The sequence below is a fragment of the Pseudomonas sp. ADAK13 genome, assembly GCF_012935715.1.
Classification (GTDB): domain Bacteria; phylum Pseudomonadota; class Gammaproteobacteria; order Pseudomonadales; family Pseudomonadaceae; genus Aquipseudomonas.
Genome location: NZ_CP052860.1, coordinates 1735062 through 1753000 on the forward strand (window position 1 = coordinate 1735062; position 17939 = coordinate 1753000).

The 17939-nt window shown below is 61.6% G+C and carries 10 protein-coding genes and 2 pseudogenes; 8 read left to right on the forward strand and 4 right to left on the reverse strand.

Annotated features, from left to right (window positions below):
* Positions 1-123 precede the first annotated feature (123 nt).
* Entirely contained in the window at positions 124-618 is a 495-nt protein-coding gene (locus HKK54_RS08210) for a DUF2165 family protein (protein ID WP_010169265.1), read from the forward strand.
* 69 nt (positions 619-687) lie between these two features.
* Here HKK54_RS08210 and putP read toward each other — a convergent pair whose 3' ends face one another.
* Positions 688-2172, reverse strand: coding sequence for a sodium/proline symporter PutP (putP, locus tag HKK54_RS08215; RefSeq protein WP_010169263.1), 1485 nt, complete (start codon positions 2170-2172; stop codon positions 688-690).
* A 94-nt stretch (positions 2173-2266) separates the two neighbouring features.
* Positions 2267-2602, reverse strand: coding sequence for a hypothetical protein (locus HKK54_RS08220; protein ID WP_169386537.1), 336 nt, complete (start codon positions 2600-2602; stop codon positions 2267-2269).
* Between the two features lie 29 nt (positions 2603-2631).
* Between HKK54_RS08220 and putA the strand changes: the two genes are divergently transcribed.
* Both putA and HKK54_RS08230 read left to right on the forward strand, forming a co-directional pair.
* The gene (gene putA / locus HKK54_RS08225; RefSeq protein ID WP_169386538.1) at positions 2632-6585 is read left to right on the forward strand and encodes a trifunctional transcriptional regulator/proline dehydrogenase/L-glutamate gamma-semialdehyde dehydrogenase; all 3954 of its coding nucleotides are present in this window, start codon (positions 2632-2634) and stop codon (positions 6583-6585) included.
* Positions 6586-6821: 236 nt separating this feature from the next.
* Positions 6822-8624: an acyl-CoA dehydrogenase gene (locus HKK54_RS08230; RefSeq protein WP_169386539.1), complete on the forward strand. Its 1803-nt coding sequence runs from the start codon at positions 6822-6824 to the stop codon at positions 8622-8624.
* Here HKK54_RS08230 and HKK54_RS08235 read toward each other — a convergent pair.
* Together HKK54_RS08235 and HKK54_RS08240 are read right to left on the reverse strand one after the other, a co-directional pair.
* Positions 8621-8914: a cell division protein ZapA gene (locus HKK54_RS08235; protein WP_003209415.1), complete on the reverse strand. Its 294-nt coding sequence runs from the start codon at positions 8912-8914 to the stop codon at positions 8621-8623. The two genes, HKK54_RS08230 and HKK54_RS08235, sit on opposite strands and share 4 nt — an antisense overlap.
* Complete coding sequence (locus HKK54_RS08240; protein ID WP_010169256.1) at positions 8911-9141, reverse strand: hypothetical protein; 231 nt, start codon at positions 9139-9141, stop codon at positions 8911-8913. Before HKK54_RS08240 ends, HKK54_RS08235 begins: the two co-directional genes overlap by 4 nt.
* 343 nt (positions 9142-9484) lie before the next feature.
* Between HKK54_RS08240 and HKK54_RS33960 the strand changes: the two are divergent.
* From HKK54_RS33960 to selO, 5 genes and pseudogenes are all read left to right on the forward strand, one after another.
* Positions 9485-10138 (forward strand): annotated as a pseudogene (locus HKK54_RS33960) (MCP four helix bundle domain-containing protein); the annotation flags it as partial.
* Positions 10139-10444: 306 nt separating this feature from the next.
* A pseudogene (locus HKK54_RS33965) lies at positions 10445-11044 on the forward strand (methyl-accepting chemotaxis protein); the annotation flags it as partial.
* A gap of 231 nt (positions 11045-11275) precedes the next feature.
* Positions 11276-13018, forward strand: coding sequence for a potassium/proton antiporter (locus HKK54_RS08250; protein ID WP_008439183.1), 1743 nt, complete (start codon positions 11276-11278; stop codon positions 13016-13018).
* 54 nt (positions 13019-13072) lie between these two features.
* Positions 13073-16423, forward strand: a complete 3351-nt coding sequence (gene mscK, locus HKK54_RS08255) for a mechanosensitive channel MscK (protein ID WP_010169253.1) — start codon at positions 13073-13075, stop codon at positions 16421-16423.
* Between the two features lie 50 nt (positions 16424-16473).
* Complete coding sequence (gene selO / locus HKK54_RS08260) at positions 16474-17937, forward strand: protein adenylyltransferase SelO (protein ID WP_169386541.1); 1464 nt, start codon at positions 16474-16476, stop codon at positions 17935-17937.
* Positions 17938-17939 lie beyond the last annotated feature (2 nt).

Here is a 17939-nt window from a genome sequence, read left to right on the forward strand (position 1 = left end):
TGCAGGCAAATCAGTAAATCCCTACATCGCAGGCGCTTTAATCTTCATGTATCCGGCGTCGAAGCCCTACCACCAGCGTGCTAGCGTATTCATCCCCCATCGCCCCATGACAATGGAAAAAACATGGCCACCCGTTACGCAAAAATCGTCCTGACCCTCGCCCTGGCAGCCTTCGCCACACTCGTCGCCTTCAGCAACATCACCGACTACGGCTCCAACTTTGCCTTCGTCAAACATGTGCTGAGTATGGACACCACCTTCCCCGGCAACGCCGCAATGTATCGCGCCATCACCACTCCATGGCTATGGCACGGTGCGTATTGGCTGATCATTGCGGGTGAAGCACTGACGGCCGTGTTGCTGGCACGAGGTGCGCTGGCGTTGTGGCGAGCTCGTCGTGCCACCGGCACCGAATTCAACCGCGCAAAGAAATGCGCAGTCGCGGGCCTGACCCTCGGTTTTGTCGTGTGGTTTTTCGGCTTTATGGTGATCGGCGGCGAGTGGTTCCTGATGTGGCAATCCCATCAGTGGAACGGCCAGGAAGCGGCGTTCAAGTTTTATATGGCGATCCTGGGTGTGCTGATTTTCCTGAATCAGCCGGACGCAGATCGCGACTGAATCACGCCCATAAAAAACGGCCCGCAGGCGGGCCGTTTTCAGTTCAGCGGGCCTTCAAGCCCCCACCGATTACTTGTTGAGGTTGTAATCCGCCTCGGCTGCATCAAAACGCTGAACCATGCCGGCAGTCGGCGCGCCCAGCTTGCTTACGAAGTAGATCGCCAGGCTCGCGAAGATGAAGCCCGGGATGATTTCGTACAGGCCCAGCAGGCTGAAGTGCTTCCACACGATCACGGTGATCGCACCTACCAGGATGCCGGCCAGCGCGCCATTGCGCGTCATGCCTTTCCACAGCACAGAGATCAGTACCACCGGACCGAACGCAGCGCCGAAGCCCGCCCAGGCGTAGCTCACCAGGCCCAGTACGCGGTTTTCCGGGTTGGCGGCCATGGCGATGGCGATCAGCGCCACCAGCAGCACCATGGCGCGACCGACCCACACCAGCTCAACCTGGGAAGCATTTTTACGCAGGAAGGTTTTGTAGAAGTCTTCGGTCAGGGCGCTCGAGCACACCAGCAACTGGCAGCTCAAGGTACTCATGACCGCGGCCAGAATGGCCGACAGCAACACACCGGCAATCCACGGATTGAACAGCAGCTTGGCCAGCTCGATGAACACACGCTCGTGGTTCTCGGTCACGGGACCGGCAACTTCCGGGTGCGCCGAGAAGTAGGCGATACCGAAGAAGCCCACGGCCACGGTGCCGCCCAGGCACAGGATCATCCAGGTCATGGAGATGCGGCGCGCATTGGCAATCGACTTCACCGAATCCGCCGCCATGAAGCGCGCAAGGATGTGCGGCTGGCCGAAGTAGCCCAGGCCCCAGCCCATCAGCGAAATGATGCCGATGAAGGTGGTGTTTTTCAGCATGTTGAAGTTGTCAGGGTTCTGCGCTTCGATCGCCAGGAATGTGGTGTCGACGCCGCCGGTGGCCAGCAGCACGATGATCGGCGTGAGCAGCAGGGCGAAGATCATCAGCGTGGCTTGCACGGTGTCGGTCCAGCTCACCGCCAGGAAACCGCCGACGAAGGTGTAGGCAATAGTCGCGGCAGCACCGGCCCACAGCGCGGTCTCGTAGGACATGCCGAAGGTGCTTTCAAACAGGCGGGCACCGGCCACGATGCCGGAAGCGCAGTAAATGGTGAAGAACACCAGGATCACCACCGCAGAGATGATCCGCAGCAGGCCGCTTTTATCTTCGAAGCGGCTGGAGAAGTAATCCGGCAGGGTCAGGGCGTCGCCGTTGTGCTCGGTCTGCACCCGCAGGCGGCCGGCTACAAACAGCCAGTTCAGGTAGGCACCGACGATCAGGCCGATGGCGATCCAGCTTTCCGACAGGCCAGACATGTAGATCGCGCCGGGCAAACCCATCAGCAACCAGCCGCTCATGTCCGAGGCGCCGGCCGAGAGCGCGGTGACCACGCTGCCGAGGCTGCGACCGCCCAGAATGTAGTCGGAAAGGTTGTTGGTGGAGCGATAGGCCATAAAGCCGATCAGCACCATGGCAGCGATATAGATCACAAATGTGATCAGGGTAGGATTACTTACGCTCATTGAGTTACGCCCTGGCATTGTTTTTATGTAGCGGCGGTCTGTCAGGACGGCCACCCACTCAGCAAGTGGATAGACGAAACCCGGCGCCGCGCATTTATGACTGACGTTTCCCCAGGAAAGCCATCAGCCGATGAACCTTCCGTAAGACGGTTGCACCTTGGGCGCGAATGCTATTCAACAAAGTAAATAAGGTGCAACCAGTTTCTTGAGAATAAGTTGCACCTTGATGTGTTTTCCGCAAAACGCCCTGTTTTTGCTCCTTTTCGGAGCAAGCGCAGCCAAAGTCAGAACCAATTGCACCAAGGCGCAGCCGATTCGGCTGCGGTGATAATTTTTCCCGATCAGCATCAAAAAAATCATGGATAAAAAGGGTTGCACCCGGTTGCACCTCTCTCGGCGCAAAGCTAATCTTGCCGCCAGCTGATGCCACGCGGTAGTGGCACCCATGAGGATAAAAAGATGGCTACGACCACCCTTGGGGTCAAACTTGACGACCCGACCCGCGAGCGCCTTAAGGCAGCCGCGACCTCCATTGATCGCACGCCGCACTGGCTGATCAAGCAGGCGATTTTCAATTACCTGGAGAAACTCGAGGGTGGTGCAACCCTGGCCGAGCTCAACGGCTTGGGCAGCAAGGACGCAGAAGAAGCCGGCGAGGTCCAGACCGACCACGCCCACCAGTGCTTCCTCGAGTTCGCCGAGAGCATCCTGCCGCAATCCGTACTGCGCGCTTCGATCACCGCCGCTTACCGCCGCCCGGAACCGGAAGTGGTGCCGATGCTGATCGAGCAGGCTCGCCTGCCGGCGGCAATGGCCGAGGCCACCAACAAGCTCGCGTCGTCGATCGCCGAAAAACTGCGCAATCAGAAAAGCGCCGGCGGCCGTGCAGGCATCGTCCAGGGCTTGCTGCAAGAATTCTCTCTTTCGTCCCAGGAAGGTGTAGCGCTGATGTGCCTCGCCGAAGCGCTGCTGCGCATCCCGGACAAAGGCACCCGCGACGCACTGATCCGCGACAAGATCAGCACCGGCAACTGGCACCCGCACTTGGGCAACAGCCCGTCGCTGTTCGTCAACGCCGCCACCTGGGGCCTGCTGCTGACCGGCAAGCTGGTCGCCACCCATAATGAGGCCGGCCTGACGTCGTCCCTGAGCCGCATCATCGGCAAGAGCGGCGAGCCGATGATCCGCAAGGGCGTCGACATGGCCATGCGCCTGATGGGCGAGCAGTTCGTCACCGGCGAAACCATCGCCGAAGCCCTGGCCAATGCGAGCAAGTTCGAAGCCAAGGGCTTCCGCTATTCCTACGACATGCTCGGTGAAGCCGCACTCACCGAGCACGACGCCCAGAAGTACCTGGCCTCGTACGAACAAGCCATCCACTCGATCGGCAAAGCGTCCCACGGCCGTGGGATATATGAAGGCCCGGGCATTTCCATCAAGCTTTCTGCCCTGCATCCGCGTTACAGCCGTGCGCAGTACGAGCGTGTGATGGACGAGTTGTACCCGCGCCTGCTGTCCCTGACGCTGCTGGCCAAGCAATACGACATCGGCTTGAACATCGACGCCGAAGAAGCCGACCGCCTGGAGCTGTCCCTCGACCTGCTGGAACGCCTGTGCTTCGAGCCGCAACTGACCGGCTGGAACGGCATCGGCTTCGTGATCCAGGCTTACCAGAAGCGTTGCCCGTATGTGATCGACTACGTGATCGACCTGGCGCGCCGCAGCCGCCATCGCCTGATGATCCGCCTGGTAAAAGGCGCGTACTGGGACAGCGAAATCAAGCGCGCCCAGGTCGAAGGCCTGGAAGGCTACCCGGTGTACACCCGCAAGGTGTACACCGACGTTTCCTACATTGCCTGCGCACGCAAACTGCTCTCGGTACCGGAAGTTATCTACCCGCAGTTCGCGACCCACAACGCCCACACGCTGTCGGCGATCTACCACATCGCCGGTCAGAACTATTACCCCGGCCAGTACGAGTTCCAGTGCCTGCACGGCATGGGCGAACCGCTGTACGAGCAGGTTGTAGGCAAGGTCTCCGAAGGCAAGCTGAACCGTCCGTGCCGCGTGTACGCACCGGTCGGCACCCACGAAACATTGCTGGCCTACCTGGTGCGTCGCCTGCTGGAAAACGGCGCCAACACCTCGTTCGTCAACCGCATCGCCGACCAATCCATCTCGATCCAGGAACTGGTGGCCGATCCAGTGGCCAGCATCGAGCAGATGGCGACGCTGGAAGGCGGCTTCGGCCTGCCGCACCCGCGTATCCCGCTGCCCCGCGACCTGTATGGTGCCGAGCGCGCCAACTCGGCCGGCATCGACCTGGCCAACGAACATCGTTTGGCTTCGCTGTCCTGCGCCTTGCTGGCGACCGCGCATAACAACTGGAAAGCCGCACCGATGCTCGGTTGCGCCTCCAGCAATGAAGCCGCTACGCCGGTGCTGAACCCGTCCGACCTGCGTGACGTGGTCGGCCACGTACAGGAAGCCACCGTCGAAGACGTCGACAACGCTATCCAGTGCGCCTTGAAAGCCGCGCCCATCTGGCAGGCCACCCCGCCCGCCGAACGCGCCGCGATCCTGGAACGTGCCGCCGACTTGATGGAAGGCGAGATCCAGCCGCTGATGGGCCTGCTGGCCCGCGAAGCTGGCAAGACCTTCGCCAACGCCATCGCCGAAGTGCGTGAAGCCGTGGACTTTCTGCGTTACTACGCAGTGCAGGCCCGTAACGATTTCACCAACGACGCCCACCGTCCACTGGGTCCGGTGGTGTGCATCAGCCCGTGGAACTTCCCGCTGGCAATCTTCAGTGGCCAGGTCGCCGCTGCACTGGCCGCCGGTAACCCGGTACTGGCCAAGCCTGCCGAGCAAACGCCGCTGGTAGCCGCACAAGCCGTGCGCCTGCTGCTGGAAGCCGGGATTCCGGAAGGCGTGCTGCAACTGCTGCCGGGTCAGGGCGAAACCGTCGGTGCGCGCCTGGTGGGCGATGATCGCGTCAAGGGCGTGATGTTCACCGGCTCCACCGAAGTGGCACGCCTGCTGCAACGCAACGTCGCCGGCCGCCTGGACGCACAAGGTCGCCCTATTCCGCTGATCGCCGAGACTGGCGGCCAGAACGCGATGATCGTCGATTCCTCGGCGCTGACCGAACAAGTGGTCATCGACGTGGTGTCCTCGGCCTTCGACAGTGCCGGCCAGCGCTGCTCGGCCCTGCGCGTCCTGTGCTTGCAGGAAGACTCTGCTGATCGTGTGATCGAAATGCTCAAAGGGGCGATGGCTGAATGCCGCCTCGGCAACCCGGAGCGCCTGTCGGTGGATATTGGCCCGGTGATCGACGCCGAAGCCAAGGCCGGCATCGAGAAACATATCCAGGCCATGCGCGACAAAGGCCGCAACGTTTACCAGGTCGCCATTGCCGACAGCGAAGAGATCAAGCGCGGCACCTTCGTGATGCCAACCCTGATCGAGCTGGAAAGCTTCGACGAACTGCAGCGGGAGATCTTCGGCCCGGTGCTGCACGTGGTGCGCTACAAGCGTAAAGAGATCGACCAGCTTATCGGCCAGATCAACGCTTCCGGCTACGGCCTGACCCTGGGCGTGCACACCCGTATCGACGAGACCATCGCCAAGGTGATCGACAACGTCCATGCCGGGAACGTCTACGTGAACCGTAACATCGTGGGTGCCGTGGTGGGCGTGCAGCCGTTCGGCGGCGAAGGTTTGTCGGGGACCGGCCCGAAAGCTGGCGGCCCGCTATATCTGTACCGCCTGCTGTCGACTCGTCCTACGGATGCCATTGAGCAATCCTTCGTTCGCGGTGATGCACTGGCCGCACCGGATGTTCGCCTGCGGGACGCCATGAGCAAGCCGCTGACCGCCCTGCAAGCCTGGGCCGACAGCAACAAGCTCAGCGACTTGAGCGCCCTGTGCGTACAGTTCGCCGCGCAATCCCAAAGCGGTATCACCCGCCAACTGGCCGGCCCGACCGGCGAGCGCAACAGCTACGCCATCCTGCCCCGCGAGCACGTGTTGTGCCTGGCGGAAGTGGAAGGCGACCTGCTGACGCAACTGGCTGCCGTACTGGCAGTCGGCAGCTCGGCGGTATGGCCGGACACTGAATTGACCAAGGCCGCGTTCCCACGCTTGCCGAAGGAGATTCAGGCGAAGATCACGCGAGTGGCTGACTGGACCAAGGATGAAACCGTGTTTGATGCCGTACTGCATCACGGCGATTCCGACCAACTGCGCGGGGTTTGCCAGCAAGTGGCCAAGCGTGGCGGGGCGATTGTCGGGGTTCACGGCTTGTCTTCGGGCGAAACCGGAATTGCCCTGGAGCGCCTGGTGATCGAGCGCGCGTTGAGCGTCAACACCGCTGCGGCGGGTGGTAACGCCAGCCTGATGACGATCGGCTAACTGACGGAACGCGGTCAAAATGTGGGAGCTGGCTTGCCTGCGATGGCATCACCTCGGTGTATCTGACACATCGAGGTGCCTGCATCGCGGGCAAGCCCGGCTCCCACAAAAGCTCCCACATTGACCGCGTCCCAGCTTCCTCCCTGTTTGGCCCCTCCATCACCCAGATCAATCTTGCTATCCAGCCTCTATTTGCGCACTTAGACTCAGGCCCATTCCCACACAGGTAAGCCGCCATGTCCGAGACGCTGCTCAGTTCCCGCAATCTGGCTTTCGAGCTGTACGAAGTCCTCGATGCCGAGGGCCTGACGCAGCGCGAGCGGTTTGCCGAACACAACCGCGAAACCTTCGACGCCGCCATCGGCACCGCCCGCAGCATTGCCGAGAAGTTCTTCGCCCCGCATAACCGCAAGGGCGACGAGAACGAGCCACGCTACGAGAACGGTCAGGCGATTCTGATTCCTGAAGTGAAACCGGCCGTGGATGCTTTCCTTGAAGCCGGCTTCCTTAACGCCGCCCGCAGTTTCGAGGCCGGTGGCATGCAGCTGCCAACCCTGCTCTCCCAAGCCTGTTTCGCGCACTTCCAGTCAGCCAACGCCGCGTCTACGTCCTACCCGTTCCTGACCATGGGCGCCGCCAACCTGATCGAGAGCTTCGGCACCGAAGAACAGAAACAACGCTTCCTGCAACCGATGATCGAAGGGCGTTTCTTCGGCACCATGGCCCTGACCGAGCCCCATGCAGGCTCATCGCTGTCGGATATTCGTACCCGCGCAGAGCCGGCGGCTGACGGCAGCTATCGTCTCAAGGGCAACAAGATCTTCATTTCCGGCGGCGACCACCCGCTGTCGGAGAACATCGTGCACATGGTGCTGGCCAAGCTGCCGGACGCACCCGCCGGGGTGAAGGGCATTTCGCTGTTTATCGTGCCCAAATTCCTGGTCAACGACGACGGCAGCCTGGGCAAACGCAACGATGTCCTGCTGGCCGGGCTGTTTCACAAGATGGGCTGGCGCGGCACCACCTCGACCGCGCTGAATTTCGGCGATAACGGTGACTGCGTCGGCTATCTGGTGGGCAAGCCGCACCAGGGCCTGAGCTGCATGTTCCAGATGATGAACGAAGCGCGGATCGGCGTCGGCATGGGCGCGGTGATGCTGGGTTACGCGGGCTACCTGTATTCCCTGGAGTACGCCCGCGAACGTCCGCAAGGCCGCCTGCCCGACAGCAAGGACCCGAACACCGCGCCGGTGTCGATCATCCAGCACGCCGATATCAAGCGCATGCTGTTGACGCAAAAAGCCTACGTGGAAGGCGCCTTTGACCTCGGCCTGTACGCCGCGCGCCTGTTCGACGACACCACCACGCTGGAAACCGAAGCGGCACGCAAACAGGCCCACGAACTGCTGGACCTGCTGACGCCGATCGTCAAATCCTGGCCGTCGGAGTTTTGCCTCAAGGCCAACGAACTGGCGATCCAGATCCTCGGCGGTCACGGCTACACCCGCGAGTACCCGGTGGAGCAGTACTACCGCGACAACCGCCTGAACCCGATCCATGAAGGCACCCACGGCATTCAGTCGCTGGATCTATTGGGTCGCAAACTGGCGCAGAACGGCGGCGCGGGTTTGAAACAACTGATTCGCCTGATCGCCGAGACCGGCGCGCGGGCACAGGAATACCCGTCGCTGACCGCCTTGCGGGAACCGCTGGAACAGTTAGTGGCACGCCTGCAAAGCGTCACCCTCGGCCTGCTGACGGATCTCGCCCAGGGCAAGGTCAACAGCAGCCTGGCGAATTCGGCGCTGTACCTGAAAGTGTTTGGGCATACGGTGATTGGCTGGCGCTGGCTGGAGCAGGCGATTCGCGCCGAGGAAGGGCTGGCCAAAGGCAATGCTGCCGATGTCGCCTTCTATAAGGGCAAGCTCCAGGCCGCCCGGTACTTCCTGACGTGGGAAATACCGGGCTGCCATCATGAACTGGCGATTCTCGAGGCACGCGATGACACGTGCCTGGGGATGCAGGATGAGTGGTTCTAAGGCGTTCCGATCGCCTTGGAAATCACCTCGACCGTGGCGCTGACTTGCTCTTGGTAACGGTCGAGTTCCTGCTGGTGATGCTTTTGCATTTCGATCTGCTCGGCGCACAGGTTCAGCGCCGCCAGCACCAATAGTTTGTCACCGATCAGCGTCGGGTACTTTTTCTTGGTGGTGGCCAGGGATGCCTTGAGCATCGTCACGGCGCTCATCAGGGTGTTGTCTTCCCCCTCCGGCGCCTTGATCGAGTAATCCTCACCGAGAATCGAAACGACCTTTATCCCTTCATTCATGCGCCGACAGGACCTGCGCTCACACGCTCAACCAACGCCTGGATACGGGCAGCGGTAGCGCCCTGCTTTTCTTCCTGTTCCATCAGGTTCAGCTGCAAGCTGTCGTTTTCATCCTTGGCGCGAGCCAGTTCGGCCTTGAGGGATTCGTTGGTGCCCAGCAGATCCTGGTTCTGCTGTACCAGGTCGCTGACCAGTTGTTCCAATTGGCTGAGGGATGCTTCTAACATTTTGATTTCTCGGGCTTTTTCAAAGGGCGGTGACGATAAAGAAAATTCACCTCGGATGCCAGGGTTATCCCTGGCGCGGGGCCTTGATTTCATGGGGCAGGCCACGCTTTCGAGCCTTAGTGACTGCATTTATGGCATCTGGTTCCTGAATCCCGTCGGGCCGCCCCACTCTGCGACAAAAGCGCGCACCCCCTCAAGACTTTAGTCGTATGACCGATAGGTCATGGACACCCCGCCCAAACCCCGCATGGATCGCGCTTCTCCCCAGGATCACAGCATGTCTCTTCGTAATATGAATATCGCGCCGCGAGCCTTCCTCGGCTTCGCGTTGATTGGTGCGCTGATGTTGTTTCTCGGCGTGTTCGCGTTGAACCAGATGAGCAAGATTCGCGCGGCGACGGAAGACATCACCCTGAGCAGCGTGCCCAGCATTCGCGCCCTGGACGAATTCACCCAGTTGACCCTGCGCCTGCGGGTACTGTCCTATCGCCTGCTGACCAACCGCGAGCCCGACGTCCAGCAAAAAACCCTTGAGTCGTTTGACGTGCGCAATCAGCAGATTCGTACGGCCCAGGCGGTCTACGAGAAGCTGATCGACAGCAGCGAGGAACGTGCTGCCTACGATGAATACGTGCGTCTGCTGGCCCAGTACCATCAGATCGAAGATCGCATGAAGAGCCTGTCCCGGGCCAACCAGGTGGAAGAACTGCGCACGCTGCTGAACACCGAGTTGCTGAACAACTCGGATCAGGTCAATGCCGTCTTGAACCGCCTGCTGGACATCAACAACAAGATGGCCCTGGCCACCAACCAGCAAGCTGCCGACCAGTACGACCTGGCGTTTGAGCTGGTGGTGATCCTGCTGATCCTGGCCACTGCGTTGACCATGCTGTTCGCCTGGCTGCTGACCCGCAGCATCACCCAGCCGATCGCCCAGGCCCTGGACGCCGCCGAGGAAATCGCCGAAGGCAACCTGACGCGCCCGATCAAGGTGGAAGGCAACGACGAAGCCGGCCGGCTGCTGTTGGCGATGGCCAAGATGCAGGACAAGTTGAAGGACACCTTGCAGCGCATTTCCGGCTCGGCCACCCAACTGGCCTCCGCCGCGGAAGAGCTGAACGCCGTGACCGACGAAAGCGCCCGTGGCCTGACCCAGCAGAACAACGAAATCGAACAGGCCGCCACGGCGGTGAACGAGATGACCAGCGCGGTTGAAGAAGTGGCCCGCAATGCGGTCAGCACTTCCGAAGCCTCGAAGAACGCCACTTCGTCTGCAGGCGATGGCCGTGACTTGGTGCAGGAAACCGTCAGCGCCATCGAACGCATGAGCAGCGACGTGCAAGCCACTGCCACCCTGATCGGCAACCTGGCGGAAGAATCCCGGGACATCGGCAAGGTGCTGGACGTGATTCGCGGCCTGGCGGACCAGACCAACCTGCTGGCCTTGAACGCGGCGATTGAAGCGGCGCGCGCCGGTGAAGCCGGGCGTGGTTTTGCGGTGGTGGCCGATGAAGTGCGGGCCCTGGCCCATCGCACCCAGCAGTCCACCAGCGAAATCGAGCGGATGATCGGCAGCATTCAGGCCGGCACCGAGCACGCCGTGGATTCGATGCGCAACAGCACCGAGCGTGCGGAGTCGACGTTGAACATCGCCAAGGGCGCGGGGATGTCGCTGGATACGATCAATACCGCCATCGTTGAAATCAACGAGCGCAACCTGGTGATCGCCAGTGCCGCTGAAGAGCAGGCACAGGTGGCGCGGGAAGTGGATCGCAACCTGGTGAACATTCGTGATTTGTCGGTGCAATCGGCCACCGGCGCCAGCCAGACCAGTGCGGCGAGCAGTGAGCTGTCGCGGTTGGCGGTGGATTTGAACGGGATGGTGGGGCGGTTCAGGCTTTAACTGACACCAGCGACCCTTGTGGGAGCTGGCTTGCCTGCGATAGCAATCTGACAGCCACGATCTCCAGTGACTGACACACCGCAATCGCAGGCAAGCCAGCTCCCACATTTGACCCGTGTACATCCCCAACACCTTTTTTGACAGCACAGCAATTCAACAGGTTAGAATCGCTGGCACGCAGACTGCATGGTCAGTTTGCGCCTCGTCTTTCCTGCTCATGGAGTACTGCCTTTGAATGCGACGACCATCAACAGCCTGTTCTTGATCGGCGCGTTGCTGGTAGGTGCGAGCATTCTGGTGAGTTCTCTTTCGTCCCGCCTGGGGATTCCGATCCTGGTGATCATCCTGGCCGTGGGCATGATCGCCGGCGTCGACGGCGGTGGCATCATCTTCGATAACTACCCCACCGCCTACCTCGTGGGCAACCTCGCACTGGCCGTGATCCTGCTCGATGGCGGCTTGCGAACGCGGGTGGCGAGTTTTCGCGTGGCGCTCTGGCCCGCGTTGTCCCTGGCGACGGTCGGCGTACTGATCACCACCGGCCTCACCGGCATGGCGGCCGCCTGGCTGTTCAACCTCAATATCATTCAAGGCCTGCTGATCGGCGCCATCGTCGGCTCCACGGACGCCGCCGCCGTGTTCTCGCTGCTGGGTGGCAAAGGCTTGAACGAACGGGTCACCGCCAGCCTGGAAATCGAATCCGGCAGTAACGATCCGATGGCGGTGTTCCTCACTGTCACCCTGATCGACATGCTCGCCAGCGGCCAGACCGGCCTGCACTGGAGCCTGCTGGGCCATCTGATCCGCGAGTTCGGCATCGGCGGCATCATCGGCCTGGGCGGCGGCTGGTTGATGCTGCAGATGGTCAACCGGATCAACCTGGCCAACGGCCTGTACCCGATCCTGGTGATTTCCGGCGGCCTGGTGGTGTTCGCCCTGACCAACGCCTTGCACGGCAGCGGCTTCCTCGCGGTGTACCTGTGCGGCCTGGTGATCGGCAACCGCCCGGTGCGCAGCCGTCATGGCATTTTGCATATGCTCGACGGCATGGCCTGGCTGGCACAGATCGGCATGTTCCTGGTGCTGGGCCTGCTGGTCACGCCCCATGATCTGCTGCCCATTGCGCTGCCGGCCCTGGGCCTGGCGCTGTGGATGATCCTCTTCGCACGGCCGCTGTCGGTGATCGTCGGCCTGCTGCCGTTCAAAGCCTTCCATGGTCGAGAAAAAGCCTTTATCGCCTGGGTGGGCCTGCGCGGCGCGGTACCGATCATCCTGGCGGTGTTTCCGCTGATGGCCGGCCTGCCCCATGCACAGCTGTACTTCAACCTGGCGTTCTTTATCGTGTTGGTGTCGTTGCTGGTGCAGGGCACGAGCCTGCCGTGGGTCGCCAAATTGTTGAAAGTGACGGTACCGCCCGAGCCTGCGCCGATTTCCCGGGCGGCCCTGGAAGTGCACGTCACCAGCGAGTGGGAGCTGTTCGTCTACCGCCTGGGCGCCGAGAAATGGTGCATCGGCGCGGCCCTGCGCGAGCTGAAAATGCCCGAAGGCACGCGGATCGCCGCGCTGTTTCGTGGCCAGCAACTGCTCCATCCGTCGGGTAGTACCGTGCTGGAAGTCGACGATTTGCTCTGCGTGATCGGCCATGAACACAACCTGCCGGCCCTCGGCAAACTGTTCAGCCAGGCACCACAACGCGGCCTCGACCTGCGCTTCTTCGGCGACTTCGTGCTGGAAGGCGACGCCCAGCTGGGCGCGGTTTCGGCGCTGTACGGGCTCAAGCTCGAAGGCATCGACCCGGACATGCCGCTGAGCCGTTTCATCACCCAGAAAGTCGGCGGTGCGCCGGTCGTCGGCGACCAGGTGGAATGGAACAACACCATCTGGACCGTCGCGGTCATGGACGGGAACAAGATCGGCAAAGTCGGCGTCAGATTCCCCGAAGGAAGTCGCCCGGGCCCCGGACTCTTCCTCTAAACTGCGGGGCGACGGCGCCCGCCCCCTATTTATCACGTTGCTCGACCGGTCTCTATGACAACCCTGCGCACTTTTCTCGCCACTGCCCTGCTGGGCCTGACTCTCTGCGTCGGCACCGTACACGCGGCTGACCCGCCCAGCATCGACTCCGTCCAGCAAACCCTGGACAAGCTGCCGGACCGCAAGCTACCCGACGCCGACATGAAGGCGCTGCAATCCATTCTGCAGCAGACCCTCACCTTCCTCGGCAACCAGCAGGACTACCAGCAGCGCCTGACGGACCTCAAGCGCCAGCTGGAAGACGCGCCGCGCCAGACCGTCGACAACCAGCGCGAACTGACCCGGCTCAAGGCCACCAAGGTCATTCCGGTCGCCCAGCGCTACGCCACCTTGCCGGTGCCGCAACTTGAACAACTGCTGGTGCAACGCACTACCCAGCAAGGTGACCTGCAAAAAGAGCTGGCCGACGCCAACAGCCTGACCATCGCGGCCCAGACCCGCCCGGAACGCGCCCAGACCGAAATCAGCAGCAGCCAGACGCGTATCCAGCAGATCAACGCGACCCTCAAGGCGGGCAAAGACAACGGCAAGACCCTCAGCGGTGACCAGCGCAACCAGCTGAACGCCGAGTTGGCCGCCCTCAACGCGCTGATTCCTTTGCGCCGCCAGGAACTGGCCGGCAACAGCCAGCTGCAAGACCTGGGCAACAGCCAGCACGACCTGGTGCTGGAAAAAACCGCCCGCCTGGAGCAGGAAATCCAGGACCTGCAAACCCTGATCAACCAGAAGCGCCTGGCCCAATCCCAGGAAACCGTGACCCAGCAGTCCATCGAAGCCCAAAAGGCCGGTGGCAGCAGCCTGCTGGCCACGGAAAGCGCGGCCAACCTGAAACTGTCCGACTACCTGCTCAAAAGCACCGACCGGCTCAACGAACTGACCCAGAAAAACCTGCAAACCAAGCAGCAACTGGACAGCGTCACCCAAAGCGACTCGGCGCTGGACGAGCAAATCAACGTACTCAAGGGCAGCCTGTTGCTGTCCAAGATCCTCTACAAACAGAAGCAGGCCTTGCCGCGCCTGACCGTCGACCGCGACCTGGCGGACGACATCGCCAACATTCGCCTGTACCAGTTCGAGGTCAACCAACAGCGCGAACTGATCAGCACCCCGAGTACCTACGTCGACAGCCTGCTGGCCAACCAGCCGGCCGATCAGGTGACGCCACAACTGCGGCGCACCCTGCTGGAGCTGGCGATCACCCGCAGCGACCTGCTGGAACGCCTGAGCCGGGAACTGAGCGCGCTGCTCAACGAATCCATCACCCTGCAACTGAACCAGAAACAACTGCTGAGCACCGCCACCACGTTGCGGGCGACCCTCGACGAGCAGATGTTCTGGATTCCCAGCAACAAGCCGCTGGACACCGAATGGCTGGAAACCGTACCGGCGCACCTGAGCAAGCAGGTCACGACCCTGCCGTGGGCGTCCAGCGTCAGCGAACTGTATGACGGCCTGACCCAGCGCCCGCTGCTGTTCCTGCCCCTGCTGCTGTTGATTGGTGCACTGCTGTGGCGCCGCAATGCCCTGTATGCCCGGCTGAAAAAAATCCACCAGGACATCGGCCACTTCAAGCGCGACAGCCAGTGGCATACGCCAGTGGCGATTCTGGTGAATATCGCGCTGGCAATGCCGGTGGCGCTGGGCCTGGCGCTGTGCGGCTATGCGCTGCAGATCGACGCCCGCGGGCAAAACGCCAACCTCGGCGCGGCCCTGCTACAGATTGCCCAGGCGTGGCTGGTGTTCTACACCGCCTACCGAATTCTTGCGCCCGGCGGTGTGGCGGAGCTGCATTTCCGCTGGGAAAAACCCCAGGTCGAATTCCTCCAGGGCTGGATACGCAAGCTCGGGCTGGTGGTGCTGGCGCTGGTGGCCGTGGTGGCTGTCGCCGAACACCAGCCAGAGGCCCTGGCAAACGACGTGCTGGGCATCGGTGTGGTACTGACCTGCTACGCCTTGATGGCGTGGCTGCTCGGGCGCCTGCTGCTCAATAGCCCGACCCACGAAAAAGCCTCGCTGTTTCGCAAAGCCGTCGGCCTGGTGTTTACCGCGCTGCCGGTCGCGCTGTTTATTGCCGTGTGTTTTGGCTATTACTACACCGCCCTCAAACTCAGCGACAGGTTGATCAACACCCTGTACCTGCTGATGTTCTGGCTGGTGATTGAAGCCACCTTCGTGCGCGGCCTCGGGGTTGCCGCACGGCGCCTGGCCTATGCGCGGGCCCTGGCCAAACGCCAGGCCGCCAAGGAAGCGGGTGATGGCGAAGCTGTGATCGAAGAGCCGACCCTGGACATCGAACAGGTCAACGAACAGTCGATGCGCCTGATTCGCCTGGCCTTGCTCGGCGGCTTTATCGCTGCGCTGTACTGGGTGTGGTCTGACTTGATCTCGGTATTTTCCTACCTGGACAACGTCACCCTCTACGAATACACCAGCGGCACCGGCGCCAATATCAGCATGGTGCCCATCAGCATCGGCGACTTGCTCGGCGCCCTGATCATCGTCGGCATCACCTTCGCCCTGGCGCGCAACCTGCCCGGTTTACTGGAAGTGTTGGTGCTGTCCAAGCTCGACCTGGCCCAGGGCAGCGCCTACGCCACCACCACGCTGCTGTCCTACGTGATTGCCGGTGTCGGTTTTGTCTCCACCCTGTCGACCCTCGGCGTGAGCTGGGACAAGTTGCAGTGGCTGGTGGCTGCGCTGTCGGTGGGGTTGGGCTTCGGGATGCAGGAGATCTTCGCCAACTTTATCTCCGGCATCATGATCCTGTTCGAGCGTCCGGTACGGATCGGCGACACCATCACCATCGGCAACCTGTCGGGCACGGTGAGCAAGATCCGCATCCGCGCCACCACCATCACCGACTTCGACCGCAAGGACATCATTGTCCCGAACAAAACGTTCATCACCGGGCAACTGATCAACTGGTCGCTGACCGACACCATCACCCGCGTCACCCTGAAACTGGGCGTGGACTACGGCTCCGACCTGGACCTGGTGAAGGAATTGCTGCTCAAGGCCGCCGCCGAAAACCCGCGCGTCCTGAAGGACCCGGCGCCCCACGTGTACTTCCTCAACTTCGGTGAAAGCACCCTCGACCACGAGCTGCGCATGCATGTACGGGATCTTGGTGACCGCAACCCGGTGATCGATGAAGTCAACCGCTTCATCAACCGCGAGTTCAAGAACCACCACATCAACATCTCGTTCCGGCAGATGGAGGTTTACCTGAAAAACCTGCACGGCCAGGAATACAAGCTGGTGCCGGTAGAAGAAGAAAACCGGACCATCCTGCCGCCCGCCCAGGACCAGGACCTGCCCGAGCCGCCGCCCGCCAAACTCGACTAAACGCGCTATCCCCAGCAGAATGGTCGGACATTCTGCTCAGGAGATGGCCGTTGAAAGCCCTCGACGAACTGACCTTCGACAACCGCTTCGCCCGCCTGGGCGACGGCTTCTCAACCCACGTACTGCCCGAGCCCATCGACGAACCGCGTTTAGTGGTGGCGAGCGAGGCAGCCATGGCGTTGCTGGATCTCGACCCCGCAGTGGCCGAAACGCCGGTATTTGCCGAGCTGTTCGGCGGGCACAAGCTGTGGGCCGAGGCCGAGCCGCGGGCGATGATCTATTCCGGGCATCAGTTTGGCTCGTACAACCCACAACTGGGGGATGGCCGCGGATTGTTGCTGGGCGAGGTGTACAACCAGGCCGGCGAGCATTGGGATCTACACCTCAAGGGTGCCGGGCAAACCCCATACTCGCGCATGGGCGATGGTCGTGCGGTGTTGCGCTCGTCGATCCGGGAGTTTCTGGCGTCGGAAGCGTTGCATGCACTGGGTATTCCCAGCAGTCGGGCACTGTGTGTGATCGGCTCTGACACTCCGGTGTGGCGCGAGAAACAGGAGCGCGCCGCCATGGTGCTGCGCCTGGCCCACAGCCATGTGCGCTTTGGGCATTTCGAATATTTCTACTACACCAAGAAGCCCGAGTTGCAGAAGGCGTTGGCGGAGCACGTGTTGTCGTTGCACTTCCCGGAGTGCCTGGAACAACCCGAGCCGTACCTGGCGATGTTCCGCGAAATCGTCGAACGCAATGCCGAGCTGATCGCCAAATGGCAGGCCTATGGGTTCTGCCACGGCGTGATGAACACCGACAACATGTCGATCCTTGGCATCACCTTCGACTTTGGGCCGTTTGCGTTCCTCGATGATTTTGATGCGCAGTTCATCTGCAACCACTCGGATCATGAAGGGCGTTATTCCTTCAGTAATCAGGTGCCGATCGGGCAGTGGAATTTGAGCGCGCTGGCCCAGGCGTTGACGCCGTTTATCAGTGTCGAGGCGCTGCGTGAAACGCTGGGGCTGTATCTGCCGTTGTTCCAGGCGCACTACCTGGACCTGATGCGCCGCCGATTGGGCCTCACCACCCCCGAAGATGACGATCAAAAGCTAGTGGAGCGCCTTCTGCAACTGATGCAGAACAGCGGCGTCGACTACACCCTGTTCTTCCGCCGACTGGGGGATGAATCAGCCGCGCTGGCTGTGGCGCGACTGCGCGACGACTTTGTCGACCTCAAGGGATTTGATGAGTGGGCGGATCTGTACAAGGCCCGTGTGGAGCGCGAAGCCAGCGGCACAGAGGAGCAGCGACGTGAGCGGATGCATGCGGTGAACCCGCTTTATATCCTGCGCAATTACCTGGCGCAGAACGCTATCCAGGCGGCTGAGCTGGGCGATTACAGTGAAGTGCGTCGGCTGCATGAAGTGCTGAGCAAACCCTTTGAAGAGCAGCCGGGGATGGAACAATACGCCCAGCGGCCGCCGGACTGGGGGAAGCATTTGGAGATTAGTTGTTCGTCCTGAAA

Bases quoted from the DNA above. Each gene is read 5' to 3' on its own strand.
- HKK54_RS08210 (WP_010169265.1), top strand. From the start codon at position 124: ATGGCCACCCGTTACGCAAAAATCGTCCTGACCCTCGCCCTGGCAGCC.
- putP (WP_010169263.1), bottom strand. From the start codon at position 2,172: ATGAGCGTAAGTAATCCTACCCTGATCACATTTGTGATCTATATCGCT.
- putA (WP_169386538.1), top strand. From the start codon at position 2,632: ATGGCTACGACCACCCTTGGGGTCAAACTTGACGACCCGACCCGCGAG.
- HKK54_RS08230 (WP_169386539.1), top strand. From the start codon at position 6,822: ATGTCCGAGACGCTGCTCAGTTCCCGCAATCTGGCTTTCGAGCTGTAC.
- HKK54_RS08235 (WP_003209415.1), bottom strand. From the start codon at position 8,914: ATGAATGAAGGGATAAAGGTCGTTTCGATTCTCGGTGAGGATTACTCG.
- HKK54_RS08240 (WP_010169256.1), bottom strand. From the start codon at position 9,141: ATGTTAGAAGCATCCCTCAGCCAATTGGAACAACTGGTCAGCGACCTG.
- mscK (WP_010169253.1), top strand. From the start codon at position 13,073: ATGACAACCCTGCGCACTTTTCTCGCCACTGCCCTGCTGGGCCTGACT.